The sequence below is a fragment of the Mesorhizobium sp. WSM4906 genome, from assembly GCF_029674625.1.
In the GTDB taxonomy this organism is placed as follows: Bacteria; Pseudomonadota; Alphaproteobacteria; order Rhizobiales; family Rhizobiaceae; genus Mesorhizobium.
Genome location: NZ_CP121355.1, coordinates 5029766 through 5052906 on the forward strand (window position 1 = coordinate 5029766; position 23141 = coordinate 5052906).

22 protein-coding genes and 1 pseudogene are annotated in these 23141 nt (G+C 65.8%); 8 read left to right on the forward strand and 15 right to left on the reverse strand.

All coding sequences use genetic code 11. From position 1 onward, the window contains the following. The first annotated feature begins 16 nt into the window (after positions 1-16). The gene (locus tag QAZ22_RS24260) at positions 17-745 is read left to right on the forward strand and encodes an SDR family oxidoreductase (protein WP_278203260.1); all 729 of its coding nucleotides are present in this window, start codon (positions 17-19) and stop codon (positions 743-745) included. On the opposite strand, the gene QAZ22_RS24265 is transcribed toward QAZ22_RS24260, so the two are convergent. Together QAZ22_RS24265 and QAZ22_RS24270 are read right to left on the reverse strand one after the other, a co-directional pair. After that, positions 696-1637, reverse strand: coding sequence for a LysR family transcriptional regulator (locus QAZ22_RS24265; RefSeq protein WP_278203261.1), 942 nt, complete (start codon positions 1635-1637; stop codon positions 696-698). The two genes, QAZ22_RS24260 and QAZ22_RS24265, sit on opposite strands and share 50 nt — an antisense overlap. A gap of 6 nt (positions 1638-1643) precedes the next feature. Beyond that, positions 1644-2546 carry a S1C family serine protease gene (locus QAZ22_RS24270; RefSeq protein ID WP_278203262.1) on the reverse strand — a complete coding sequence of 301 codons (903 nt, stop codon included), beginning with the start codon at positions 2544-2546 and terminating at the stop codon, positions 1644-1646. 223 nt (positions 2547-2769) lie between these two features. On the opposite strand from QAZ22_RS24270, the gene yghU reads away from it, so the two are divergent. Next, a complete protein-coding gene (yghU, locus tag QAZ22_RS24275; RefSeq protein WP_278203263.1) occupies positions 2770-3639 on the forward strand; it encodes a glutathione-dependent disulfide-bond oxidoreductase in 870 nt (289 codons plus the stop codon). A gap of 119 nt (positions 3640-3758) precedes the next feature. Here the strand turns inward: yghU and QAZ22_RS24280 are convergent, their stop codons facing one another. Both QAZ22_RS24280 and QAZ22_RS24285 read right to left on the reverse strand, forming a co-directional pair. Then, entirely contained in the window at positions 3759-4304 is a 546-nt protein-coding gene (locus QAZ22_RS24280; RefSeq protein ID WP_278203264.1) for a YbhB/YbcL family Raf kinase inhibitor-like protein, read from the reverse strand. A gap of 505 nt (positions 4305-4809) precedes the next feature. Continuing rightward, positions 4810-5598: a hypothetical protein gene (locus QAZ22_RS24285; RefSeq protein ID WP_278203265.1), complete on the reverse strand. Its 789-nt coding sequence runs from the start codon at positions 5596-5598 to the stop codon at positions 4810-4812. A gap of 200 nt (positions 5599-5798) precedes the next feature. Here QAZ22_RS24285 and QAZ22_RS24290 point away from each other — a divergent pair, with 200 nt between their 5' ends. After that, positions 5799-6098: a hypothetical protein gene (locus QAZ22_RS24290; RefSeq protein WP_278203266.1), complete on the forward strand. Its 300-nt coding sequence runs from the start codon at positions 5799-5801 to the stop codon at positions 6096-6098. Positions 6099-6556: 458 nt separating this feature from the next. Here the strand turns inward: QAZ22_RS24290 and QAZ22_RS24295 are convergent, their stop codons facing one another. Then, positions 6557-7726, reverse strand: coding sequence for a PLP-dependent aminotransferase family protein (locus QAZ22_RS24295; RefSeq protein WP_278207930.1), 1170 nt, complete (start codon positions 7724-7726; stop codon positions 6557-6559). A 351-nt stretch (positions 7727-8077) separates the two neighbouring features. Here QAZ22_RS24295 and QAZ22_RS24300 point away from each other — a divergent pair. Together QAZ22_RS24300 and QAZ22_RS24305 are read left to right on the forward strand one after the other, a co-directional pair. After that, positions 8078-8818 (forward strand): annotated as a pseudogene (locus QAZ22_RS24300) (sulfotransferase family protein). Positions 8819-9075: 257 nt separating this feature from the next. Then, complete coding sequence (locus QAZ22_RS24305; protein ID WP_278203267.1) at positions 9076-9375, forward strand: GYD domain-containing protein; 300 nt, start codon at positions 9076-9078, stop codon at positions 9373-9375. A 127-nt stretch (positions 9376-9502) separates the two neighbouring features. Here the strand turns inward: QAZ22_RS24305 and QAZ22_RS24310 are convergent, their stop codons facing one another. The 4 genes from QAZ22_RS24310 to QAZ22_RS24325 form a co-directional block, all read right to left on the reverse strand. Beyond that, positions 9503-9658 (reverse strand): DUF1127 domain-containing protein, encoded by a 156-nt coding sequence (locus QAZ22_RS24310; protein ID WP_278203268.1) that lies wholly within the window; start codon positions 9656-9658, stop codon positions 9503-9505. 433 nt (positions 9659-10091) lie between these two features. Beyond that, positions 10092-10235 carry a DUF2934 domain-containing protein gene (locus tag QAZ22_RS24315; RefSeq protein WP_278203269.1) on the reverse strand — a complete coding sequence of 48 codons (144 nt, stop codon included), beginning with the start codon at positions 10233-10235 and terminating at the stop codon, positions 10092-10094. 509 nt (positions 10236-10744) lie between these two features. Next, positions 10745-11194, reverse strand: coding sequence for a GFA family protein (locus QAZ22_RS24320; RefSeq protein ID WP_278203270.1), 450 nt, complete (start codon positions 11192-11194; stop codon positions 10745-10747). Positions 11195-11399: 205 nt separating this feature from the next. Further along, entirely contained in the window at positions 11400-11951 is a 552-nt protein-coding gene (locus QAZ22_RS24325; protein WP_278203271.1) for an isochorismatase family protein, read from the reverse strand. A gap of 52 nt (positions 11952-12003) precedes the next feature. On the opposite strand from QAZ22_RS24325, the gene QAZ22_RS24330 reads away from it, so the two are divergent. After that, a complete protein-coding gene (locus QAZ22_RS24330; protein ID WP_278203272.1) occupies positions 12004-12495 on the forward strand; it encodes a hypothetical protein in 492 nt (163 codons plus the stop codon). Between the two features lie 39 nt (positions 12496-12534). Continuing rightward, positions 12535-12837, forward strand: a complete 303-nt coding sequence (locus QAZ22_RS24335) for a hypothetical protein (protein WP_278203273.1) — start codon at positions 12535-12537, stop codon at positions 12835-12837. Positions 12838-12867: 30 nt separating this feature from the next. Here QAZ22_RS24335 and QAZ22_RS24340 read toward each other — a convergent pair whose 3' ends face one another. From QAZ22_RS24340 to QAZ22_RS24350, 3 genes are all read right to left on the reverse strand, one after another. After that, on the reverse strand, positions 12868-13782 hold the full coding sequence (locus QAZ22_RS24340) for an IS110 family transposase (RefSeq protein ID WP_278203224.1): 915 nt from the start codon (positions 13780-13782) through the stop codon (positions 12868-12870). 580 nt (positions 13783-14362) lie between these two features. Beyond that, positions 14363-15466: an IS4 family transposase gene (locus tag QAZ22_RS24345; protein WP_278203274.1), complete on the reverse strand. Its 1104-nt coding sequence runs from the start codon at positions 15464-15466 to the stop codon at positions 14363-14365. 136 nt (positions 15467-15602) lie between these two features. Then, a complete protein-coding gene (locus QAZ22_RS24350) occupies positions 15603-16511 on the reverse strand; it encodes a LysR family transcriptional regulator (RefSeq protein ID WP_278203275.1) in 909 nt (302 codons plus the stop codon). A 97-nt stretch (positions 16512-16608) separates the two neighbouring features. Here QAZ22_RS24350 and QAZ22_RS24355 point away from each other — a divergent pair, with 97 nt between their 5' ends. Further along, entirely contained in the window at positions 16609-17817 is a 1209-nt protein-coding gene (locus QAZ22_RS24355; protein ID WP_278203276.1) for an MFS transporter, read from the forward strand. Positions 17818-17989: 172 nt separating this feature from the next. Here the strand turns inward: QAZ22_RS24355 and QAZ22_RS24360 are convergent, their stop codons facing one another. From QAZ22_RS24360 to QAZ22_RS24370, 3 genes are all read right to left on the reverse strand, one after another. Further along, complete coding sequence (locus QAZ22_RS24360) at positions 17990-20011, reverse strand: amidase (RefSeq protein ID WP_278203277.1); 2022 nt, start codon at positions 20009-20011, stop codon at positions 17990-17992. A gap of 363 nt (positions 20012-20374) precedes the next feature. Continuing rightward, positions 20375-22624 carry a molybdopterin cofactor-binding domain-containing protein gene (locus QAZ22_RS24365; RefSeq protein ID WP_278203278.1) on the reverse strand — a complete coding sequence of 750 codons (2250 nt, stop codon included), beginning with the start codon at positions 22622-22624 and terminating at the stop codon, positions 20375-20377. Continuing rightward, positions 22624-23127, reverse strand: coding sequence for a (2Fe-2S)-binding protein (locus tag QAZ22_RS24370; protein ID WP_278203279.1), 504 nt, complete (start codon positions 23125-23127; stop codon positions 22624-22626). The genes QAZ22_RS24365 and QAZ22_RS24370 overlap by 1 nt, the downstream gene beginning before the upstream one ends. Positions 23128-23141 lie beyond the last annotated feature (14 nt).

Below are 23141 nucleotides of genomic sequence, written 5' to 3' on the forward strand. Positions count from 1 at the left end.
CATGCAAAGAAAAGGCATGGACATGGACAATCGAAAAATCCTGATCGTCGGCGGCAGCTCGGGCATGGGGCTGGCGCTTGCCAGGCGCTGCCTGGATGAGGGTGCCACGGTCGTCATCGCCGGGCGCGGCGAAGCGAAACTGAACGCCGCGCGGGACGAGCTCAACCGGCCGGCAAAGCTCGAAACAGCGGTTGTCGACATCAGCCGCGAAGCCGAGGTCGCGGCGCTGTTTGAGCGCATCGGGCGGCTCGACCATATCGTCAGCACCGCGGCCGATATCGAAGGCGCCTACCAGCTGCTGCCCGAGATCGAGCTGGAAGCGGCGCAGCGTGTGGTGGAGAGCAAGTTTTACGGGCCGCTGCTTTTGGCCAAGCACGGCACGCCGAAGCTTTCGGCCAACGGCTCGCTCACCTTCGTCTCCGGCATTGCCGCCTACCGGCCGGCGGCGCGCGGCTCGGTGGTCGCCGCCGTCAACGCCGGGCTCGAAGGTCTGGTGCGGGCCCTGGCCGTCGAGCTGGCGCCGATCCGCGTCAACGCCGTCTCGCCCGGATGGGTCGACACACCGATCTGGCAGCTCGTCGCCGGCGACGCCAAGGACGAGACGCTTGCCGCGATGGCCAAGCGGCTGCCGGCCGGCCGCGTCGGACGGCCGCAAGACATTGCCGACGCGCTTCGCTTCCTGATCGGCAATGGTTTCACGACGGGAACGACGCTGCATGTCGAGGGCGGGCACCGGCTGATCTGACGGGCTCGAAATTCTCTCCTATCGCTGCAAGCAGCGCCTTCAGCGCCGGCGGCTGGACGCGCCGGCGCCGCCAGATCATCACCAGCTCGGCCGAGCGGACAGGGGCTGGCCATGCGATCTCGGCCACCTCGCCACGATCGAGCGCGGCCGCCACCGCCAGGCGCGGCACCACGCCAAGGCCGGTGCCGGCCGCGACCATGCCGGCGATGGCGTCGATGCTGCCGGCTTCCACAGCCAATTTCGGTCCGTCGAGGCCCGCCTCAGCGAAGGCCCGGTCGATCATGGCACGGTAGACGCATCCGGTTCCGGTGGCGACGAAGCATTTTTCGGCAAGCTCCTTGAGATCGACGTCCGTCCGGTTCTCGCCGGGCGGCGCGATCAGCACCAGCGGCTCGGCCGCGACGATGCGCCTGGCAAAACGCTCGTTCGCTTCGCCGGCGCCGGGCCTGTCGAAGCAGAAGGCGACGTCGATCTCGCCTTCTCCCAGCTTGCGCCGCAGCTCGCCGCTGCCAGCGATCTTCAGTCTGATGTCTATGTCGGGATGAGCGGCGCGGAAATCGGCAAGCCACTCGGGAAGCCGTGCGGATGCGATCGTCTCCAGCGCGCCGATCGACAGGCTGCCGGCCGTCTCGCTCCTGGTGGCATCGATGGCGGCCCGCGCCTCGTCGGCGAGCGACAGCAATTGCTCGGCATAGGGTTTCAGCGCCTCGCCGGCCGGTGTCAGTTCCAACCCCTGCCGCGAGCGGGTGAACAGGCTCGCGCCAAGCTCGGCCTCCAGCGCCTGGATCTGGTCACTGACGCTCGACTGCGCAAGATTGACCTCCGCCGCGGCGCGCGTGACGTTGTGCGTGCGCGCGACGGCGAGAAACGTCTTCAGCAGCCTTGGGTGCATGCGGCGTTACTGGAGCTGCGGCTTCTTGAGGAAGGAGTTGCGGTCGGCGGATTTTACGCGCAGCCAGGTTTCGCGGCCGTCGCGCACGACACGCAGCGGAATTTCCGCGCCGGCCGGGTTCTGCCAGAGTTTCCGGTAGAAGTCGGCGAGACCGTCGACCTCGCCGTCGCGCACATCGGAGATGATGTCGCCCTGGCGCAGACCCGCTTGCTCGGCCGGGCCGCCCTCGGCAACGCTCATCACCACCACCATGCCGTTCGACTCGGCCGAGAAGGCGCCGAGCCAGGGGCGCGGCGGCCGGGCCAACTGGCCACGCTTCACCAGGTCGTCGAGGACCGGCGTCAGAAGGTCGATCGGCACGATCATGTTGATGTCGGCGACCTCGCCGGCGCGGCTCATCTGCAGGCGCAGCGAGCCGACGCCGAGCAGCTTGCCGGCGCGGTCGAACAACGCCGCACCGCCCCATGACGGGTGCGCCGGCGCGGTGAAGATCGCCTCGTCGATGAGATATTCCCAGTAGCCGGCGAATTCCTGCTTGGTGACGATGTGGGCGTCGACCTGCTGGCCGATGCCGTCGGCAAGCGTCACGGCGTCGCCGATATTGGCCTTCCTGGCGTTGCCGAACTTGACCGCCGGCAGGCCGAGCGGCGACAGCGCCTGCACCAGGCCGAAGCCGGTCTCCTGGTCGTAGGCCAGCGCATGCGCGGCGACCACGCGGCCGTCCTGGTCGGTCAGCCAGACCTCCTCGGCCTCGGTGATCAGATAGCCGATGGTGAGCACCAGCCCGCTGTCGCGGATCACCACGCCGCTGCCCTCGCGGCGCGTGCCCAGCGCATTGGCGGTGAAGGCGTCGTCCGGAACCGTGGCGCGCACGGCAACGACGGAGCGCGAGACTTTTTCGATGGTCATCGGTCGATCCTGCATTGCGGGTCTTTTTCTATAGGTATGGCCAAAGGGGCGATGTGCAAGGGTATCTTCCCTTCTCCCTTGTGGCCCTTGGGGATAAGGGAAAAGAGGCTGGCCCAGTCGTTAGTTCAACGAAAATTGAACTTTTTTCTTTGACGCGCGCGCAACCGCACCTAAATCTTGCGCCAACGAACCCGCATCCACCCCGCAGAACAGGGCCTTCGAGATGAACCAGTACACTCCGCCGAAAGTCTGGACCTGGAACAAGCCGAATGGCGGCGCCTTCGCCTCGATCAACCGGCCGGTTGCCGGGCCGACGCATGAGAAGGAACTGCCGGTCGGCAAGCATCCGCTGCAGCTCTATTCGCTGGCCACGCCCAACGGCCAGAAGATCACGATCATGCTGGAGGAGCTTCTGGCGCGCGGCCACAGGGGCGCCGAATACGACGCCTGGCTGATCCGCATCAACGACGGCGACCAGTTCGGCTCAGGCTTCGTCGAGGTCAATCCGAACTCGAAGATTCCGGCGCTGATGGACCGCAGCGAGCCGAAGCCGGTGCGCGTGTTCGAATCCGGCTCGATCCTCACCTATCTCGCCGAAAAGTTCGGCGAGTTCCTGCCGACGGAGCGTGCCGCTCGCGCGGAAACCTTCTCGTGGCTGTTCTGGCAGATGGGCTCGGCACCCTATCTCGGCGGCGGCTTCGGCCATTTCTACGCCTATGCGCCGGAAAAGATCGAATATGCCATCGACCGCTTCGCCATGGAGACCAAGCGGCAGATGGACGTGCTCGACCGGCGGCTGGCCGAGAGCGAATACCTTGCCGGCCCCGACTACACCATCGCCGACATGGCGGTCTGGCCCTGGTATGGCGGGCTCGCCAAGGGCCGCAACTACAATGACGCCGCGCAGTTCCTCTCCGTGCATGAATACAAGCACGTGCAGCGCTGGGCCGACGCGATCGACGCCCGGCCGGCGGTGAAGCGTGGCCGCATGGTCAACCGCATCTCCGGCGACCCGGCCTACCAGCTGCACGAGCGCCACGACGCCAGCGACTTCGAGACGAAGACGCAGGACAAGCTGCAAGCGGCGGAGTGATGGGGCTTACCCTCCCCCTCGTGGGGAGGGTCGCTGCGAAGCAGCGGGGCGGGGCTGGCGCCGACCCCCACCCGGACCTTCGGTCCGACCTCCCCACAAGGGGGAGGTAGGGCGTCCTGCTACCTCCCATACGTGTACGTCACGCTGGCCTCGCCCAGCGCCTGGCTCTTCGCCGCCACCGACACCATCGCCGGCGACGGATTTTCCGGCGTGCGCAGCTTCGCTTCGCCCAGCGCATAGAGCGTGAAGACATAGTGGTGCATGCCGCTGCCGGGCGGCGGGCATGGGCCGAAATAGCCGGCGCGGCCGACGCCGCTTTCGCCGGACACCGTGCCCCTGGGCAAGCGCTTGCCGCCCTTCGAGCCGGCGCCTTCGGCCAGGCCTTTGGCGCTCGCCGGGATGTCCCAGGCGAGCCAATGCCAGAACCCCTTGCCGCCATTGGCATCGGGATCGAACATGGTGAGCGCGTAGCTCTTGGTGCCGGCCGGCGGGTCCTTCCAGGCAAGCGCGATCGAGACGCTCTTGCCGCCGCATCCAGCCTTGTCGCCGAGATATTTGGCGTCCCATTTGCCGTTGGAGACCGACGGGCTGGAGATTTCGAAGGCGGATGCCTGGGTGGCGAGACCGAACAGCACAAGCGCGGCAAAGCCAAAGCGCGAGATCATGGCTGCACTCCTTCTGCTTGAACTGAGGAAAATCTATCCGAAAGGCGAACCGGAGCCGAGCAACTTTGTGTGACGAGTTGGCGGGGCGCCGAGACCGCTGATCTCCCCCCTTTGTGGCTACCCTTGTGGCTACGCTATGCACACATCTTCTGTGACTACTGATCGACCTGAGGCTTGATTGCCAGGTGGTTCCCCCAATCCGTCGCTGCTTCGCAGCGCCACCTTTCCCCCCTCCGGAGGGAAAGGAAGGGAGCCTTGCTGGACGAGCGTTGACGGCAAAAAGCCTGGCGCCTTTCCTCTCCCCCGTCGATCGGGGGAGAGGTGGCTCGGCGAAGCCGAGACGGAGTGGGGGGTCGACCAGCGCTACATTAGACATGCGCCAAGCTGCCATGCACGCTATCGCCAAAGACCAGCCGCTTGGAAATGTATGCATCCCCTAGCCGCTTGGGGGGAGATTGGACGTCACCGCCGCTTTCGCCAATCTCCAACGATCGGGTTGAACGCCCTACTCCGCCGCGTTGCATTCCTCCAGCGGCGGCGCCACCAGCCCGTCCACGGCCGCCAGCCACAACCGGTCGATGCGGGCAAGCTTGGCGCCGTCGATCTCGTCGAGGTGGTTCCAGTACATCCCGTCGTCGTAGAAATAGCCGAACTCGTGCTCCATCGCCTCGGCCGCATCCACCGCCTCGGTGTCGATGCAGGCGCGCAACTCGGCCCGCATGGCGGCAAGGCGCGATGGCGTGAGCTCCCGCACCTCCTCGAAGGAGAGCTTCGGGAAGATCAGCCGGCTGCGCGGCAGGGCCGACAGGTTGGCGCAGAGCGTGCCGCGCCGCAGCGCGTGGATCAGCAAGCGCGCGGACTTTGCCTCGAGGCTCTGCAGCGTGATGTCGCCGCGCAGCGGGTCGGCGCGGCCGGTGCCGTAGAAATGCGTGTCGCCGGCATGATCGTAGATCATGTCGCAGCCGAGGAAGGCGAGCACGTCCGGTCTCTGGCTGCGGACCGTCCAGTAGGCCGCCGTCATCGACATGGTGCCGCCGGCATAGACGAAGCCGCCGAAGCTGTTCTGCGCCGGCACATAGTCGGCGGCGCTGAAGATCCGCCGCGCCGGATCGGGCCGCGGCATGCGATCGGCCGGGAAATCGCCGGCATGGACAAGGATGTCCCAGTCGGAGCGCACGCGCCAGGCATTGTTGATGGCGACGATGGCGGCGAAGGCCTGCTTCGGCCATGAAGCGCAGCGCATGACATCGGGCGCGCTGCCGAGCAGCAGCGTCACGCGGAGCGATGCATCCATGCCATCCTCCCTCACCAGCCGGGGCGACACATTTGAGCTTGCCGGCCGTCTCCTGCAAGGGCCGACCGCCGCGCGATCTGCCCGCCAAACCCTCGAAAAGACCGGCGATGCGGCCCTTCACGAATTCTTTCAGCCGGAACATCCCCTGGAATGCTCCGTTGGAAATTCAATCAACGATGCAAACCGATGGAGATTTCCTCATGATGAAGAAAATCCTCGCAGCTTGCGTGCTTACCCTTGCGCTCGCGACCTCGGCCGCGATGGCGCAATCGACCGGCACGAGCGCCGGCGCGAATGCGTCGGGCAGTGTGTCGGGCGGCGTGAACGGTGGCGGAACGGTGACTGGCACAACGCCGACCCAGACGGATACGACCACGACCGGTTCCACGAACAAGTCGAACGGCATGGAGGACCGCTGCAAGGACAGCGGCGGCTACGATACCGACAACAACACTCCCAGCGGCGCCATGACTTCCGACATGCAGAACTGCAACAAGTAGCGTCGCCTGGCTCTGTCGCGCTTCTCCGCGTCGGCTCCCCGATGCGGGCCAATGCATGAAAAAAGCCCCGCCGGTGGAGGCCGTCGGGGCTCTTTCGTTCGGGCCGTGAAGGTGGACTTCGCGGCCTGTCGATCCAGGGGGGTATTGGATCGGCCGCGACCCTAGCTGAAGAATCGGCGGCCTCGACAATCACGCCTGCGCGAGAATGAGATGATAGCCGGCGAAGGAGGTGCTTTACAACTTGGTTGGAGATTGGCGAAAGCCGGCGCGACAGCCAATCTCCCCCCTTGTGGGGCAGATGCCTGGCAAGGCAGAGGGGGGCGCTGTCGCGCCAGTCTCTCCATGCTTCGAAGTGTCGGACAGGCAAGACGGCAAGCCCGCGTTCCTTCGCGCCCCCCTTTGTCCTGCCGGACATCTCCCCCACAAGGGCAGGAGATCAGCAGTTTCAGCGTTGCGGCTCAACCCCTCAGCAACTTCGCCAACCTTGGCACACCCTCGCCCACCGCGCGGTCATCCGCGAGCGTGAACGACATGCGCAGCGTGTTGCGGCCGGTGCCGTCGGCGTAGAAGGCCTTGCCGGGAACGAAGGCGACGCGCGCCTCCTTCACCGAACGGGCCAGGAGGTCGGTGGCGTCCGAGCCTTCGGGCAGCGTCAGCCAGACGAACATGCCGCCTTCCGGCCGGTTCCAGGAAATGCCGTCGGGCATGTTTTCCTCGAGCGCGCCGAGCAGCGCGTCACGACGCCGGCGATAGGCGCCGATCAGCCTCTCCACCTGGCGATCGAAGATCGTTTCGGCGACGCGGTGCATGACCATCTGGTTGATCGAGGGGCTGTGCAGGTCGGAGGCCTGCTTCATCAGCACCAGCTTTTCCACGACGTGGCGCGGCGCGCAGACCCAGCCGACGCGCATGCCGGGCGACAGGATCTTGGAAAACGAGCCGCAATAGAGCGTGCGGGCCTTGTCGATGCCGCCGGAACGCGCGCAGTCGAGCGCCAGGATCGGCGGCACGGCCTCGCCGTCGTAGCGCAGCGCCCGATAGGCGGCATCCTCGATGACGGCTATGTCGAGCTCGCCGGCGAGATCGAGCACCGCCTCGCGCTGCCCGGCATCGAGCGTATTGCCGGTCGGGTTGGCGAAATCCGGCACCAGATAGGCGAACTTCACCTTGCCGCCATTGGCCGCGGCCGCCGCGCGATAGGCTTCCGGCGTCATGTTGCCGCCGGCAACGTTCAGCCGGTCGTAGCGCGGCTCATAGGCGTTGAAGGCCTGCAGCGCGCCAAGATAGGTCGGCCAGGTCACCAGCGCGGTGTCGCCGGGCGACAAAAACAGCCTGCCGAGATAGTCGAGCGCCTGCTGCGAGCCGGAGGTGATGAAGATGTTGCCCTCGTCGCACCGGACACCCAGCGTGCCCATATAGGCGGCCAGCCATTTGCGCAGCGGCAGAAAGCCTTCGCTGACCTGATATTGCAAGGCGGCGCCCGCCTCCGCGCCGCCGAGCACCGCCTGGTAGGCGTCGCCGATGGCCTCGGCCGGAAACAGCGTCGGATCCGGAATGCCGCCGGCGAATGAGATGATGTCGGGCTGGTCGAGCAGCTTGAGCAGCTCGCGGATTTCCGAGGCCTTCATGCGCGAGGAGCGCGAGGCCAGAAGGTTCAACAGGGTCAAGGCGCACCTCCCGCAGGGCGAGTTTTCTTTTAGGTCAATGTAGCTGACCTATTATCAGACGGCACCCTTCGCGTGAATACACAAAACAGTCACGGCGCATCGTCCAGGCGACGTTATTTCCCGCATGTCGCTTTCCCAAAACCGCTGCACACCCAAAACCGCTGCACACTTTTGGCCGACATGCGCTTGCCGGCATATTTTCAGAAACGCTAATGGAAAAATGTTGCGAGTGAAGCGACTTCAGCGCAGCATGGAGGCTGCGGGCCGGAGAGTCAGGAGAAAAACAATCCGGCCAAACGGGATAGGGGGTAAATGACACTCGAAATCATCGGGGCCGGATTCGGCCGCACCGGCACGTGGTCCACTTTCGCTGCGCTGAACAGGCTCGGCTTTCCGAGCTACCATATGCAGGAAGTCATCATGAACAAGGCCAACAAGGGCCATCTCGACTTCTGGCGCAAGGTGGCGAACAGCCCGCCCGGCACGCAGCACGACTGGAATCGCGTCTTTGCCAATTACCGGGCGACCGTCGACAATCCGGGCTGCTGAGTGTGGCGCGAGCTGATGGCGGCCTATCCCCGTGCCAAGGTGCTTTTGACGCTGCATCCGCGTGGCGCCGAAGCCTGGTACGAGAGCACCATCGACACGATCTACTTCACCGAAAATGTCTGGCAGTTCAGGGTGCTGGAATGGCTGACGCCGTTCGGCCGCAAGTTCGGCGACATGTCGCGGAAGCTGGTCTGGGGCCGCACGCTGAAAGGCGTGATGAACGACCGTGACAAGGCGGTGGCGCGCTACAACGCCTATATCGACGAAGTGAAAGCGGCGGTGTCACCGGAGAGGCTCCTGGTGTTCAAGGTGACCGACGGCTGGGGTCCGCTCTGCGATTTCCTCGGCGTTCCGCTTCCCAACGAACCCTTCCCCAACCTCAACGACCGCGCCAGTATCAAGAAGATCATCCGCGAGATGATCATCGGCTCCTATCTTATGCTCGCCGGCGTCGCGGTGCTGATCGCGCTGGCGGTCGGCGGACTGTGGTGGTGGCTGGGGTAAAGGCAAAGGATACCGGATCGGCGGCGTGCATCTCCGCCTCCGGCGCCAATAGCGGGATTGTCGTTATATTAGAATAAGCGCATATTATCGCAGGCCGAAGCCTTGCTCCGGCCGAACCGCCGTTGGCCATGTTTGTCCAGGCGGTCCACAGACCAAGTCAAATGCCGGTGAAGCACATGCACCTCGGTGTGCTGCTCAAACGATCGAGCAGCCCGGGGCAATGATATTTGGAGGAGATTCCCATGAAGGTTACCATATTGGCCAATTACGAACCCCATGCCGCCAAAGGGCTGATGCAGGGATCGAACCGCGAGGTTGCAATTGCGGCGCTTTTTGAAAGCGTCGGCGGCAGGATGAGCAACCTGACGTTCACGCGCGGCATGTACGACGTCGTCGTCAATGGTGAGGTGCCGGATCAGGTTGCCGGGATGGGCATGGCCCTTGCCGTGCGGGCCAGTGGCTCGGTGAGCGACCTCGTCGTCCTCGAAGAGCTCGACATGAAAGCCGTGATCGCGGCCGCCAACAAGGCCGCCGGCGCCTACAAGCCCGCCGGCTGACCATTGGCCAGGCGGCACGGGACGATTGAACGCACCCGTGCCGCCGGCATCGCATCGCTAAGCGAGGCTTTGTTGTGACGCATGTCGTTGTCCCAAAAACCGCTACGCACTTTTGGGCAACACGCGGTTAGAAGGGCAACCGAATCTCGATGTCCAGGACGGAATCGGGCAAGCCGATATCCTTGCGGATTTCCGGCGGCAGTTCGTTCAATTCGCGCGTCGTCCTGCGGCGCTGGCTCGCCCGCGCGAAGGCGGCCCGGATTCGGCTAAGGCTCTTAAACATCGCGACCTCCACTTAAGCAGCGGCACGATAGTGCCGGGCGCCGCTTTTGAGGTGCGTCTGTAACCAGCCGATTGCGCGGAAACGGTGAAATGCTTCACGAAGCCGAAGCGGCCTGAAACATATGCACGCAAACTAATTGGGGTGGGGGCGCATGTCGATCCGCGGCGCCCGCGATGTCAGGCGATCAAGCGCAGGCGGCGGCAAGCGCCGCGCCTGAAGCGCGTCGCGATCTTTCAGATTCGCCGCATGCGCTTTAGGTTTTTGATTTTACGCATGTCTTCGTCCTGAAACCGGCTCCCACTGGGAGACATGCTTTAGCTCGTCGCTTGATAGTTGGCTTAAACTTCGAAACCGGAACAGGCGCCCGCATAATCCGGCGCCTGCCGTTCGGCCGCTCGCCATGCGGCTTTCAGAACTTCATGGTGCTCGGCGTCTATGCGCCGGCCCGGCGGGCGCGTTTGCCCGACGTATCCTGCCTTTGATCTTCTTCGTCGATCTCGCTCATCGCCTGTTCCCAAAAGCGCAAGTCGGCGCCCTCGGGCTTTCCTTCCTTTTCCCAAAGTTCATAGGCGCGCATGCGGATGCGCTCTTCTCTGCTCTGATCAGCCATCGGTTCCTCCGGATCTCGATTTCACCAGAAGGAACGTTGGCAGCGGCGAAACGATCCGCGGGCCGCAGCCGATTTTCCGCGCCGCTCAGCCGATCATTGCGCCGTCGCTGGCGACCGCCCTGCCCGCCCGGTATTGTGGGAAGGCTGATCGGCGCGCAGCACCGAGACAGATGAGGGGGTTGGGAGGAACGGGGCGTGGATGATTTTGAGCACCTGGCCTCCAATATCTCGCTTCGTCCAGCACCAGTCATCCGTCGCCTTCGGCGACTCCTTCTCCCGCAACGGAGAAGGAGGCACTGCCTATTCCGCTTTCGCGGAAGTTTCCGCGCGCAAAAAATATGCGATGGTGCGGTCTGCGGTACGAGGCCGCCGTGGTCGACGCGGACGCCCAAGCACATCCCCAACAATGTCGCCCCCAACGGCCGCGTCGACCATGAACCAAGGCGCCCCCCGCGGGCGCCGTTTCTTTTGGGCAATCAGGCTTGGGCGTATTCGGCGACCAGCCCCTCATACTCCTCGAAGGCCGGCAGGGCCGCGTAGCTGTGCACGGCGGGCGTCGTCGCCCAGGATAATTTCTCGCTGGTCCAGGTCTCGATGAAGGGCGTGAACCAGGCGTGGTCGTCGAGCATGGTCGGACGCAGGTTGACGAACCAGTCGAGCCCTTCCGGCCGGGTGAACATCCAGGTCATGCAGTAGCCGCAGAAATAGTGTCTCGAGGCGCCGTGCAGGCCGCCGATCACCGGCTCCCCCTTGGTGATCTCGAAACCTTCCGCGGGCATGGCGGCGCTCAGCGAATAGGCGCTGGAGGACATAAGCTGACAGCCGGTGCAGTGGCAGGCCATGGTGAGCAGCGGCTTTGCCGAGATTTTCAGGCGCACGCGGCCGCAGCGGCAGCCTCCTTCGGCGGGCAGTGCGATGTGGGGCATGGTGGGCTCCTTTGGGGTCTTCCCCTTCTCCCCTTGTGGGAGAAGGTGTCGCCGAAGGCGACGGATGAGGGGTGCTGGACGGAGCGAGGCGATGGAGTCCTGGCGCTTCAACCAGCAGACGCCGAGTTTCTTCCAACACCCCTCATCCGTCTCGGCGCTGCGCGCCGATCCACCTTCTCCCACAAGGGGAGAAGGGAACTGGCGCTCAGCTGCCAACCAACACCGCCGTCGTCGTCAGCCGCGCGCCCTGCTTCGCGAAAACCTCATTGTGCCGCGCGATGATGTCAGGCGCCTTCTCCTCATGAGAATCCAGCGTCGAATGGGCATCCGAAACCACGGTGACGCCAAGCCCTTCGGCTAACGCGCCCTTGACTGTGGCGGCGACGCAGAAGTCGGTCTGGGCGCCGATAAGCACGACGTCCCGCGCGCCCTGCCCCGCGATCCACTGCCTGAGCTCGGCATTGGAAAAGGCATTGCCGACCGTCTTGCCGAATGTCGGCTCGCCGGCCGCCTGGCCGAGCTGCGGCCACACCGGCCAACCGGAAGCGCCCGGCGCCAGCGGATCGCCCGCCGGCCCATCATGGCGGATGAACGCCACCTTGCGGCCGGAGCGCCGCGCCCAGTCGATCAGTTTTCGAGCACGTTCAGCGATGGCGCCGGCGTCATGGATCGGCGGATCGAAGCGGCCGTCGAACATGCCGGTCTGGAGGTCGATGACGATGAGCGGAGCGGCGGCGGAGGGAGCGGTGTCTGACATGGCGGCGAGGATAGCGGAGGCGGGGGATGGGTCAAGGCGGCGGAGCCGGCGAGTGCCATTGCCGACTTATCAATCACTAGTTGAAATGCAAATACATCACAACTACAATCCGCGATTGATTGGGGGAATTACGATGAGTCGACAATGCACCGTATTTCTGATTGGAGGAGACACCGGAGGCAACGAGCCGGCGGTGTTCACGCTGCAGGACGTGGGAACAAGATGCAGGCTCACCTGCAGCTATCGAAACAAGGTCATCGAGGCGGAAGAAGACGACTATTTCGAAGCCCTGTGCCAAATCCGCAAGCAACTCGAAGTAGAAGGGATACTGCCATTCTGTTACGGCGCGAGTTACAATGTTTTCCCTGAAGGGACTGTGACAGGAATGAGCCGTGGATTGGTGGTCTGCAAGGTAAAAAAGGGGGAGCGTCCCAGGGAGAGCGACTTAGTCAATATATTCGACGAAGGCTATGACGTGGTGCCCGTGTTCGTCCACATGCAGCAGCAGTTTTGGGACTCATGGCTCGCTTCTGTATCCGATTGAGGATTGATCCTCCCGTTCGCCTGTCGCAGGAGTTGACAGATGGATCCCGACTGGCCGTTTGACGATCCGCCCAATGTTGCGGTCTTCACGACGCGTCAGGTCGTGACGGGCGAACATATCATCGACTATGTCGTGCATGACGACGACGACGGCGCGTGGCAGTTCCTGAACCGGGCTGCCGATTTCAAGATGGCCAATGCCATGCTTGTCGGCCTGTCGGAGATGGTAAAGCGTGATAGCTCGCTTCGCGAGCTCTGGGATCTTCCATATGGCTGGTGTGCATGGCGCGAGGGTAAGGGCCAACCTTGGCACAGGGCGAAACAGGAGCAAGAGGCGGAGTGATGGTCTGGAGGCGCCAGCGTGCCTTCGTCATCAACTCTGAAGGATCGAGGCGTCTCTAAGCCTAGCGTTTAGGGTGACGATGATCTTTCGCATGACGGCGGCGATGGCCACCATTGGCTTCTTGCCGTTGGCGCGAAGGCGTTTGTAGAATGGTGCGAACTCGCCCCTTCCGGCAGCGGCGTGCAAGGCGGGCATGTAGAGCATGCTCCTGACCTCTGGTCGTCCGCCACGGATTTTGCGGTAGCCGTGTTTTTGGCCACTGTCGTTTGGATGAGGCGCGAGCCCTGCAAGGGCTGCAGCCTTGCGGCGTGTCATGGACCCCAGTTCGGGCAAGGTGGCCAAGAGCTTGGCCGCCACGATCGGGCCGAGACTGTCCATGGCCGTGCAGATGGCTGCCCGGTGCTTGAGGGTGGTGCTGTTGGCGACGAGCTCGCGGATGTCGGCCTCGATGGCCTTGATCTGATTGTCGATGGCTTTGATCAGCGCCTTGAAGGAGGCGGCGAGCTCGCGGCCGCCGGGAGCCTTGAGGCGGTTCTTCTCGGCGCCCCTGAGGGCTATGAGCTCCTGGCGGCGGCGGACCAAGGCGCGCAGGCGGATCTCCTCAGCGTCTGGAGCCTGCCACAGGCACAGCTTATCCCAGCGCTCACGGCCATAGGCCCAAAGCATGCCGGCATCGATGGCGTCGCTCTTGCCGTGCGTGCCGTAGGAGCGGATGAAGCTCTTGACCTTGAGCGTGTCGGCACGATGGCAGGCGATACCGGCGCGCAGGCACTCCTCGAGCAGCAGGCTTTCATGGCCGCCGGTCGGCTCGCACACGACAAGGTCGATGTGTTTGTAGCTCTTGAGCAAGGCACGGATCGTGCGCCGCTGATTGGCGATAGTGCGGGTGGTGGCGCCGTCACAGACGGTGATGGTGTCCTTGGCGATGTCGAAGCCGAGGCACAATTGCGGTTGTGATGCAGGAAGGCCATGCTGGTGGTATCCTTAAAGGGCTTCGGATTGTTTGCGGGCGTGGCGTGAGCCGGCGGCCAATCAACTCTCCAAGCGATGGCGGACAAAGACGGCAGGGACCTTGATGACGTCGGGTGCTACCCGGTCCCAGGGACGGTCGCCTGCCGCCGGGACTGCTGGCTGTGATGGGCCGCAGTCCCGGCCGCCAAACTACCCGATCCTTCTCAAACAATCCTAGGGCGGAGCAAGGAGCGAAGCGACGCGCGCAGACCCTGGGATCCATGCCGTGACGTCGGTCGGAGGATGCCACGATCGAGAACGGCCGCTTGTCGAGCAGCCCTGCCTTTCTGCGACGTGGCGGCGCTCGAGCGTCACGGCATGGATCCTCGGGTCAAGCCCCATAGGCGCTAACTTAGCAATCGATGTGCGATGGCGCGTCGTCGTCGGGGTGGTTCGCGCAAGCGGTGGAGCAGCATGTCGAGGGAGATCAACCTGGTAGGCCCCAGTAATACAGCCATCGAGATGTTGGAGATTGCCAAGGCCACGAGACGCCAGATCGGCAGGGCGGATCGGTTCAGGCGGCCAGGGGGAGAGAGTCCGGCGCCTCGGGATCGAGGGCCGGCAGGTCATCTTCGGCCAGCAGGGCGGCCAGCAGAGCGGTGTTGATCCACAGGCGAGCCAGGTCGGGATCCTTTGCGCGGAGATCTTCCAGACCCACCAGCGACTTCATGCGTTTGAACGCCAGCTCGATCTGCCATCGCAGACGATAGGTCGAGGCGAGCCGCTCAGGCGGCCAGTCATCCGGCGGCAGCGATGTCAACAGCACCAGATAGCCGGCCATCTCGATGCCGGCCTGGCTGGGTTTGTATCTCGCCTTGGCCGCCAAACGGCGCGCCGCTCGTCTGGCCTTCTCAGCCGCCTCGGGCGGCATGGGCAGGATCACCACCCGAGCGGGTATCGCGACCCTGGACTTGCCGTCCTGGACGCCCACCGAAAGATCGAGCACGCCCTTCTTGCCCGCTTCACGGCACAGCGCCAAGCGATCCAATAGCCGGCCTTGGCCATCCAGCAGGCGTGGATAGTTTGAAGGGGCACGAACCAGAAAATCAGCCCCTGCCTCGATTACCCGAGCCAGATCGTCGGCCTTGGCGTGGGCACGGTCGGCGATCCGAAGCTCTCCAGCCCTGGCGCCGCGCGACAGCCGCTCGGCTTCATGGCGATCCGTGACCTCCACCGAACAGAGCTTCAGCGTTGCAAGATCGAACACCGTGTGCACCATCCAATAAACCCGCTTGGGACCAGGCGGCGCAACTACCGTGGCGTCCACCGCCATCATCCGCAGGCCTCCGTACAAGCCGGCGAAGGCTTCGGGGCAGCGCTCGGCAAGCAATTGCGAAACCAGGCCGCCCACCCAATCAGCACTGGCCTTCAGACGCTTCAGCATCGCCACGTCCGACATCGACGCCACTCCCCGCTGCTCGGCCCAACCAGCCAGCATCCGAAGCGAGAAGCGACCCAGCACATAGGCAAAACACAGCCGCAGCAGGTCAGCAGCGCTAGCCACCTGCCGTTTGCGCAGCAGCGCCCCAGCCTCCCGCGCGCTGGTCTCCAACTCTTCCGCCGAGCCCAATCGTCCGACCAGCTCGTCCCAATCCAACGCTTGCAGCGAATCGCTCATAACCACGGTGAATCACTCACCACGATCACCGTCAAGCCTAAGTTAGCGCCTATGGGGTCAAGCCCGAGGATGACGACCGGATAGGCTGGCTAAGGTATTGAAATCGCTTTCCCTCCCAGGGAGATAGCGCCGCGCCTCACGACATCAGCGGCATGGGTCCCTTCAGCGCTTCCGCCAGCGCGTCGCGGAAGACCGCGATCGGGCGCGCGAGCCTGCCGGCCGGCGGGCGGTGGAGGAGCCAGCAGCGCACCTGCGGCTTGAAGCCGGGGCAATCGACCACCTCGACCGCGTCGCGCCAAGGGCTGCCGGACAGGGCGCCGGGGGTGACGACGCCGATGCCGTGGCCGCGCGCCACCAGCGACATCCTGAGATCGGCCCCTTGCGCCTCGACGCCGACGTGGAAAGGCAGCCGCGCCACTTCGAAGCGGTGGCGGATGAAGGCGCGGAAGCCGCAGCCGGTCTCGTTGAGCACCCAGGGGTAGCGCGCAAGGTCGGTGAGCTCCGACGGTTTCGGCACGCCGAGGCCGGGCGAGGCAACCAAGAGCACCGCCTGCACGCCGAGATCGTCGCCGACGAGTTCCGGCGGCGGCGCGACACCCTCGGCGAGGCAGACGGCGACGGCGTCGATCTCGCTGTGCAGCACCTGCTCCACCAGGCGCGGCGACAGGCTGGAGGTGATTTTCAGCGTCAGCTGCGGAAAGGCCGCGCGAAGACCGTCGAGCGGCTCGGAGAGCGCGCTGGTCGAGAGATAGGGCATGATGCCCAGCCGAAACTCGCCCCTCACCTCGCCGGCCGGCGACACGCCGGCCTTCAGATCCTCCAGCGAGCGCAGCACGCGGCGGCCATGCTCATAGGCCTCGCGGCCCGAGGCGGTCGGCTTCAGCGGTTTCGACTGGCGGTCGAGCAAGGGTGTGGCCAGCCGCTCCTCCAGATTCTGGATGCGGCGCGTGACGCCTGGCTGGGTGAGGTTGAGCCTGGCCGAGGCGCCGACGATGGAGCCGGTTTCGACGACGGCGACGAAGGCTTCGAGGTCGTGGATATTCATGCGTAGCTCGCATAATCATTATCATGTCAATTCAATTGTAGCATTATGCTTATTCCGAATAAAGTCCTCGCTGGATATGCGAACAGCGAGGAACCTCATGCACGGAACCCACAACGCGCAACTGGCCGAGCGGCCGGCCGAAACCATCACCCGATCGCAGACGCTGCTCTTTGCCGCCTCGGTCGGCATCATCGTCACCAACCTGTTCGCGCCGCAGACGCTGGTCGGGCTGATCGGCCCGTCGCTGGGCGCCGCGGCATCGGAGAGCGGTCTCGTCTCGATGGCGACCTTGCTCGGCTATGCCGCCGGGCTGTTCTTCCTGGTGCCGCTCTCCGACCTCGTCGAGAACCGGGTGCTGGTGCTGCGCATGCTCGGCGCGGCGGCGCTCGCTGCGGCGATCGCATCGTTCGCGCCGTCCGCCACCTCCCTGCTCGCCGTGCTGTTCGTGCTGGGCGCCGCCTGCTCCTGCATCCAGGTGCTGGTGCCGGTCGCCGCCTCGATGGCGCCGCCCGGACAGGACGGGCGCGTCATCGGCGACGTGATGAGCGGGCTGATGGTCGGCATCCTGTTGTCGCGTCCGCTCGCCAGCCTGGCCGCCGACGCCTTCGGCTGGCGCGCCTTCTACGGCATCAGCGCCGCGGCGCTGGCGCTGCTCGCCATCTTGCTCGGCCTCGCCTTGCCGCGGCGGCGGCCGCTGGCGCATACGAGCTACGCGACGTTGATCGCCTCGCTGCTGGAGCTTTTGCGCCAGGAACCAGTGCTGCGCCGCCGCGCGCTGACGGCGAGCCTGGTGATGGCTGCCTTCAGCGTGTTCTGGACGGCAGTAGCGCTTCGCCTTTCGGCAGCACCCTTCGAACTCGGCCAGCGCGGCATCGCGCTGTTCGCGCTGGCGGGCGCCGGGGGTGCTGCGGTGACGCCGATCTTCGGCCGCGCCGGCGATCGCGGCTTCACGCGGCCGGTGACGATCGCCTGTCATCTCGGGCTCATCGCCGCGCTCGGACTTGCGACTTGGGCGGGCGCGGCCACCGGTGGGGGATGGCTGCCGCTGCTGCTGATGGGCGCCAGCGCCGTGCTGCTCGACATCGGCGTCACCGGCGACCAGACGCTCGGCCGCCGCGCCGTCAACCTTTTGCAGCCGAAGGCGCGCGGGCGCCTCAACGGACTGTTCGTCGGGATATTCTTCATCGGCGGCGCGGTCGGCTCGCTGCTGGCGGGGGTGACCTGGGCGTGGGGCGGATGGAATGCGGTCTGCGCGGCCGGGGCGGTGTTCGGGGTGGCGGCGCTGGTGGTGGATTGGGTGGGGTGAGGCGGCGCCGAATCTCCCCCCTCGAGGGGGAGATGGCCGCGAAGCGGCCAGAGGGGGTCGTCTCGCATCAAGCACCGACGCCTTGTGGAAGCGAAGAGGTTGGCGCCCCACGCGCAGCGACCCCCTCTGTCGCCTTCGGCGACATCTCCCCCTCAAGGGGGGAGATCAGGCGCTAACCAATCCCGCCCGTCACGACATAGGCGCCCGCCGCGCGCCCATCTGCCAGCCTCACGACGGCCGTGACGATAGAGCCATAGGAGCCGCGCCAGACACTGTGGAGGCCTTGATGCGTCGGGGCCGGCACCTCGACCCGGCCGGTGTAGCGGTTACCTCCCGGCTGCATGATGACCGCCTCGCCGTTGACGTGGACTTTCGCGACCGCTTCCGGCTGCGCCTCGCTCGCCTCAATCTCCAGCGCGATCGCGATCTCGTCCGTGTCACCGGCGTGGACCGTTTCGGCAGTCAGCGTCGGGGCAAACGGCGCATCGCCGGCACCGCTCGTCATACCGCCGCGCGCCGCAAACACATCGTCCGCCAGCGCCGGCGTGCGCGGCGGAACGGTGCGGCGCTGCGTGGAGCGCTCGTAGTCGCCGGCCATCGTCAGCAGCGCGACGTCGTCATAGGCCTTGCCGGCGAAGGTGAGGCCGACAGGCATGCCGATATCGGCCATGGTGCCCATCGGCACCGTCACCGTAGGGATGCCGAGATGGCGCCAGACCAGATTGCCGTTGGCGACCCAGGCGCCGTTGCGCCAGGCGAGGTCTGCCGAGGCCACGTTGACGTCGGCATCGGCCGGGCCGACATCGGCGACGGCCGGCAGCACCACGGCGTCGAGCCGGTTGGCCCCGAGCCAATCCTCGAAATCGACGCGGCGCGTTGCCTCCAGGCCCTTCAGCCCCGCCTCGATCGTGGGGATGTCTTCGAGCGGCGAGACACCCTGCTTGGCCCGCTCGACATACTCCGCCAGGTCGAAGCCGTCGTCGCCGTAGCGGTCGGGCAGCGCGCCCGGCGGCTGCGGGAAGATCTTCGGGCCGTCGACCGAGGCGAGATCGGGGAGCGCCGGATCGGCATTGGCGCGCAGGAAATCGTCCCATGACCAGATGGCGAGGTCCCAGAGCTCGCGTTGGGCAAACTCCTGCGGCACCAGCCCGCGATCGATCATGGAGAGAGCGCCCGGACGGTCGCGCTCGTAGTTGGAGACGACGGGGAAATCGACCTCGACCACTTCGGCGCCGAGCGCTTCGAGGTCGCGCGCCGCCTGTTGCCAGAGGTCGAGCACCGAGGCGCGCGTCTCGATCGGCCGGTTGGCTTCGCTGTCCTTGCCGATATACATTTTGGGCACGCCGAGCCGCTTGCCCTTGAGCGCGCCTTGCAACGCCAGCCCGGTATAGCTCGCCGGCCGAAGCGTCGAGGTCTTGGGGATCGGCACCCAGGGCTGCACGCGCCAGAAATCGCCGCGCGTGTCGTGATCGTCGGCGACGATCACGTCGAGCAGCTCCAGCATGTCGGGGACGGTGCGCGTGTGCGGCACCACCACATCCATGGTCGGCACCAGCGGCCAGTTGCCGCGCACCGAGATCACACCGCGCGAGGGCGTGTAGGCGACCAGCGCATTGTTGGACGCCGGCGCGCGGCCCGACGACCAGGTCTCCTCGCCGAGCCCGAAGGCGGCGAAGCTCGCGGCGGTCGCCGTGCCCGAGCCGTTGGACGAGCCGGAGCCGAAGGCTGCGGTCAGGTAATCCTTGTTGTATGGACTCTCGGCGCGGCCATAGACCCCGCGCTGCATGCCGCCATTGGCCATCGGCGGCATGTTGGTGAGGCCGATAAGCACCGCGCCGGCGGCGCGCAGCCGGGCGATGGTGAAGGCGTCGTCGTTTGCCGTGAGATGCTCGAAAGCGGGCGAGCCGGCCGCGACCGTCAGGCCCTTCGCCTTGTAGCTGTCCTTGGCGGTGTAGGGGATGCCGTCGAGAGGCCCGAGCGGCTTGCCCTGGCGGCGGCGCCGGTCTGAGGCAGCCGCCTCCTCGAACATTTTCGGATTGAGGATGGGCACGGCATTCAGCGCAATGCCGTGCCGGTCGTAATGCGCGATGCGACGCAAGTATGCGCCGGTAAGCTCGACGCTGGTGACTGCGCCATCCTCCAGCGCGCGGCACAGGTCGGCGATCGAGGCTTCGACGAGGTGAAGGGTGTTCATCTCATTCCCTGCTTGTGTGGCGGCCACAACGGCCAAAGGCAGCGTTCCGTCACACCCCCCTCTGCCCTGCCGGGCATCTCCCCCGCAAGGGGGGAGATTGGATGTCGCGCATGCTTTCGCCAATCACCGACATTGCAGAGAGGGTGCCGTCGCCGGAACTGCCAATCTCCCCCCCTTGCGGGGGAGATGGCCGGCAGGTCAGAGGGGGGGTGCGAAGGAACTCGGTCTTTGCGAATTCGCCTCCAAGAAGATAGTGGTTCGACTGAAATGCTGGCGGGACAGCGCCCCCCTCTGCCCTGCCGGGCATCTCCCCCACAAGGGGGGAGATCGACTGTCACGCGAGCTTTCGCCAATCGGCAGCCCCTACACCCCCAGCACCGCCTTCACCCGTTCGCGCGTATAGGGCAGATCGTAGATGCGCTTGCCCGTCGCATGCCGAAACGCGTTGGCGATGGCGCCGGCGGTGGGGCCTTGGGCGGCTTCGGCGACGCCGAGATAGGGCGCGCCGGGATTGTCGACGACATGAACATCGATCCTGTCCGGCACGGCGCTGAAGCGCAGGATCGGATAGGCCGACCAGTCGGAACTCAGGATGCGCGTCCTGTCGAAATGGACGGCCTCGTAGAGCGTCCAGCTCAGCGACTGCAATATGCCGCCCTCGGTCTGGTTGACGATCGAATCCGGCGCCACCGCCTCGCCGCAGTCGACGGCGCAGACCACATGCGAGATGCGGATCGTGCCGCTGTCGCGATCGACATCCGCCTCCAGCGCCACGGCAAGCCAGGCGGCGTGGTTCTTGTATTTGGCGAAGGCGAAACCCCTGCCCCGGCCTTGCGGCAGCGCATCTTTCGACCAGCCGAATTTGTCGGCCGCCACCTCGATCACCTTCCTGGCGCGCGGGTCCTTCAGGTGGCGCAACCGGTATTCCACCGGATCGGCATTCGCCGCCAGCGCAAGCTCGTCCATGAAGCTTTCGATGGAGAAGACGTTGCAATAGGCGCCGAGCCCGCGCAGCGAGGATACCCGCACCGGCATATCGGCGATGAAGTGCCAGTTCACGCGCTGATTCGGCACGTCGTAGAGCGGGATCGCGTTGCGGTCGCCATTGCCGAGCGGCGAGATCTGCAGCTTGGCGGGGTCGGCCGGGAAATGCCGCGCCATCAGCCGGCCCGCGATCAGCGAGCCGGCCGAGCCCGGCCGCGTGCCGTGGCTGTTGCTCCACAGATCGTAATGCCAGTTCACGATGCTGCCGTGCTGGTCGAGCGTGGCGCTCGCCCTGGTGAGCATCGCCGGCCCGTAGGGCTCCCACAGATGCTCCTGGTCGCGCATCCATTGCACCCGCACCGGCTTGCCCGGAACTTTCTGCGCGATCAGCGCCGCATCGGCGGCGGCGTCGTCGGCGCCGTTATGGCCGTAGCAGCCGGAGCCCTCGGTGTGGATGCAGCGCACTTTTTCGGGCGGCACGCCGAGCATCTCGGCGATCGCCTTGCGGTCGGGGTAGACGCCTTGGGTGTGCGTCCACACCGTCGTCAGGCCATTGTCCAGCAGGGCCACCGCGCTCGACGGGCCGATCGAGCCGTGCATCTGGTAAGCACGCGTGAACTGCGCCTGCAGCGTTCTGGCGCCCGGCGCGCTTTCGGCGCCGACCGAGGTCACGGCGCCGACTTCCGAAACGGATTTTTCCAGGAAGGCCGGCATGTCGCTCTGGTCGGGAAGCGCCGGCTGCTCCTGCCATTTCGCGACGGCGGCCATGGCGCGCATGGCCTTCACCGCCTGGAACTCCTGCTCGGCGACGACGGCCAGGAAATCGCCGTCGCGCACCACCGCGACCACGCCGGGCATCGCCTTGACGGCGGCGTCGGCGAAATCGGTGAGCTTGGCACCATAGCTCGGCGGCCTGACCACGCGGGCATGCACCATGCCCGGCGGCCGCATGTCCTGCACATAGGCCTCGCCGCCGGTGACCTTGGCCGGAATGTCCACCCGCGCGAAGGGCTTGCCGATCGCGCGATAGGTTCCGGGCGGCTTGAGCCTGGTGTCGGCGGCCGCATCGACATGCAGGAAATCGGCCGAGACCAGCTCGCCATAGCCGGCCTCGGCGCCGTTCGGGCCGACGATCCTGCCGGCCTCCGCCTTGAGCGTCTCGACCGGCGCGCCGAGCCTTGCGCCCGCCTTGGCGAGAAGGATCTGGCGCACCTGCGCCGCCGCGTAGCGGATCGCGGTGCCGCTGTTCTGGATCGTCTGGCTGCCGGCCGTGTAGCCTTCGTTCGGCGTCAGCGCCGTGTCGGCGGTGATCAGCTTGATCGCCGCGGGCTCCACTTCAAGCTCCTCGGCCGCGATCTGGCGCAGCGATGTCTTGGTGCCCTGACCAAGTTCGGCCTTGCCGGTGAAGACGGTGATCGAGCCGTCGGCGTCGATGCGGATCCAGGCGTCGAGCGACGGCGTGTCGGCGAGGCTGCCCGGCAGCTTCGGCTTTGCCGCTTCGGCGCCAGGCGCCGGCGTCGCGCCCTCCTGGGCAGCCGCGGGGATGGCAAAGGACACGACCAGCGCGCCGGCTCCCGCCAGGAAGCCGCGCCGCGTCATGTCCGGAAGATGCGGGTTCGGTGCGTCCATCATCCCCTCCCCGCGGCAGCGGCGGGCGCCAGGCCGGCCGACCTCGCCTTCATGAGGTCGCGCGCCCGGGCCACGGCGCGCAGGATGCGCATATGCGTGCCGCAGCGGCAGAGATTGGGCTCCAGCGCCTGCCTGATGTCGGCATCGCCCGCCTCGGGCTTAGCCTCGAGCAGCGCCTGCGCCCGCATCATCATGCCGGCGATGCAATAGCCGCATTGCGCCGCCTGCTCCTCGATGAAGGCCTTTTGCATCGGCCCTGGATCGTCGATGGTGCCGAGGCCCTCGACCGTCCTTATCGCGCGCCCCTCGACGAGCATCGCCGGCGTCAGGCAGGAAAAGACCGGCTCGCCGTCCACCATCACCGTGCAGGCGCCGCACTGGCCGAGGCCGCAGCCGAACTTGGCGCCGTTGAGCTTCAAATCGTTGCGCAGCACGTAAAGCAGCGGCGTCGCCGGATCGACGTCGACGTCGTGCGCGGCGCCGTTGACGTTGAGCTTAACCATCAGTCCCTTGGCTC

Bases quoted from the DNA above. Each gene is read 5' to 3' on its own strand.
- yghU (WP_278203263.1), top strand. From the start codon at position 2,770: ATGAACCAGTACACTCCGCCGAAAGTCTGGACCTGGAACAAGCCGAAT.
- QAZ22_RS24350 (WP_278203275.1), bottom strand. From the start codon at position 16,511: ATGAATATCCACGACCTCGAAGCCTTCGTCGCCGTCGTCGAAACCGGC.
- QAZ22_RS24310 (WP_278203268.1), bottom strand. From the start codon at position 9,658: ATGTTTAAGAGCCTTAGCCGAATCCGGGCCGCCTTCGCGCGGGCGAGC.
- QAZ22_RS24365 (WP_278203278.1), bottom strand. From the start codon at position 22,624: ATGGACGCACCGAACCCGCATCTTCCGGACATGACGCGGCGCGGCTTC.
- QAZ22_RS24335 (WP_278203273.1), top strand. From the start codon at position 12,535: ATGGATCCCGACTGGCCGTTTGACGATCCGCCCAATGTTGCGGTCTTC.
- QAZ22_RS24320 (WP_278203270.1), bottom strand. From the start codon at position 11,194: ATGCCCCACATCGCACTGCCCGCCGAAGGAGGCTGCCGCTGCGGCCGC.
- QAZ22_RS24360 (WP_278203277.1), bottom strand. From the start codon at position 20,011: ATGAACACCCTTCACCTCGTCGAAGCCTCGATCGCCGACCTGTGCCGC.
- QAZ22_RS24345 (WP_278203274.1), bottom strand. From the start codon at position 15,466: ATGAGCGATTCGCTGCAAGCGTTGGATTGGGACGAGCTGGTCGGACGA.
- QAZ22_RS24315 (WP_278203269.1), bottom strand. From the start codon at position 10,235: ATGCGCGCCTATGAACTTTGGGAAAAGGAAGGAAAGCCCGAGGGCGCC.
- QAZ22_RS24280 (WP_278203264.1), bottom strand. From the start codon at position 4,304: ATGATCTCGCGCTTTGGCTTTGCCGCGCTTGTGCTGTTCGGTCTCGCC.
- QAZ22_RS24285 (WP_278203265.1), bottom strand. From the start codon at position 5,598: ATGGATGCATCGCTCCGCGTGACGCTGCTGCTCGGCAGCGCGCCCGAT.
- QAZ22_RS24270 (WP_278203262.1), bottom strand. From the start codon at position 2,546: ATGACCATCGAAAAAGTCTCGCGCTCCGTCGTTGCCGTGCGCGCCACG.
- QAZ22_RS24295 (WP_278207930.1), bottom strand. From the start codon at position 7,726: ATGAAGGCCTCGGAAATCCGCGAGCTGCTCAAGCTGCTCGACCAGCCC.
- QAZ22_RS24355 (WP_278203276.1), top strand. From the start codon at position 16,609: ATGCACGGAACCCACAACGCGCAACTGGCCGAGCGGCCGGCCGAAACC.
- QAZ22_RS24260 (WP_278203260.1), top strand. From the start codon at position 17: ATGGACATGGACAATCGAAAAATCCTGATCGTCGGCGGCAGCTCGGGC.
- QAZ22_RS24265 (WP_278203261.1), bottom strand. From the start codon at position 1,637: ATGCACCCAAGGCTGCTGAAGACGTTTCTCGCCGTCGCGCGCACGCAC.
- QAZ22_RS24370 (WP_278203279.1), bottom strand. From the start codon at position 23,127: ATGGTTAAGCTCAACGTCAACGGCGCCGCGCACGACGTCGACGTCGAT.
- QAZ22_RS24290 (WP_278203266.1), top strand. From the start codon at position 5,799: ATGATGAAGAAAATCCTCGCAGCTTGCGTGCTTACCCTTGCGCTCGCG.
- QAZ22_RS24325 (WP_278203271.1), bottom strand. From the start codon at position 11,951: ATGTCAGACACCGCTCCCTCCGCCGCCGCTCCGCTCATCGTCATCGAC.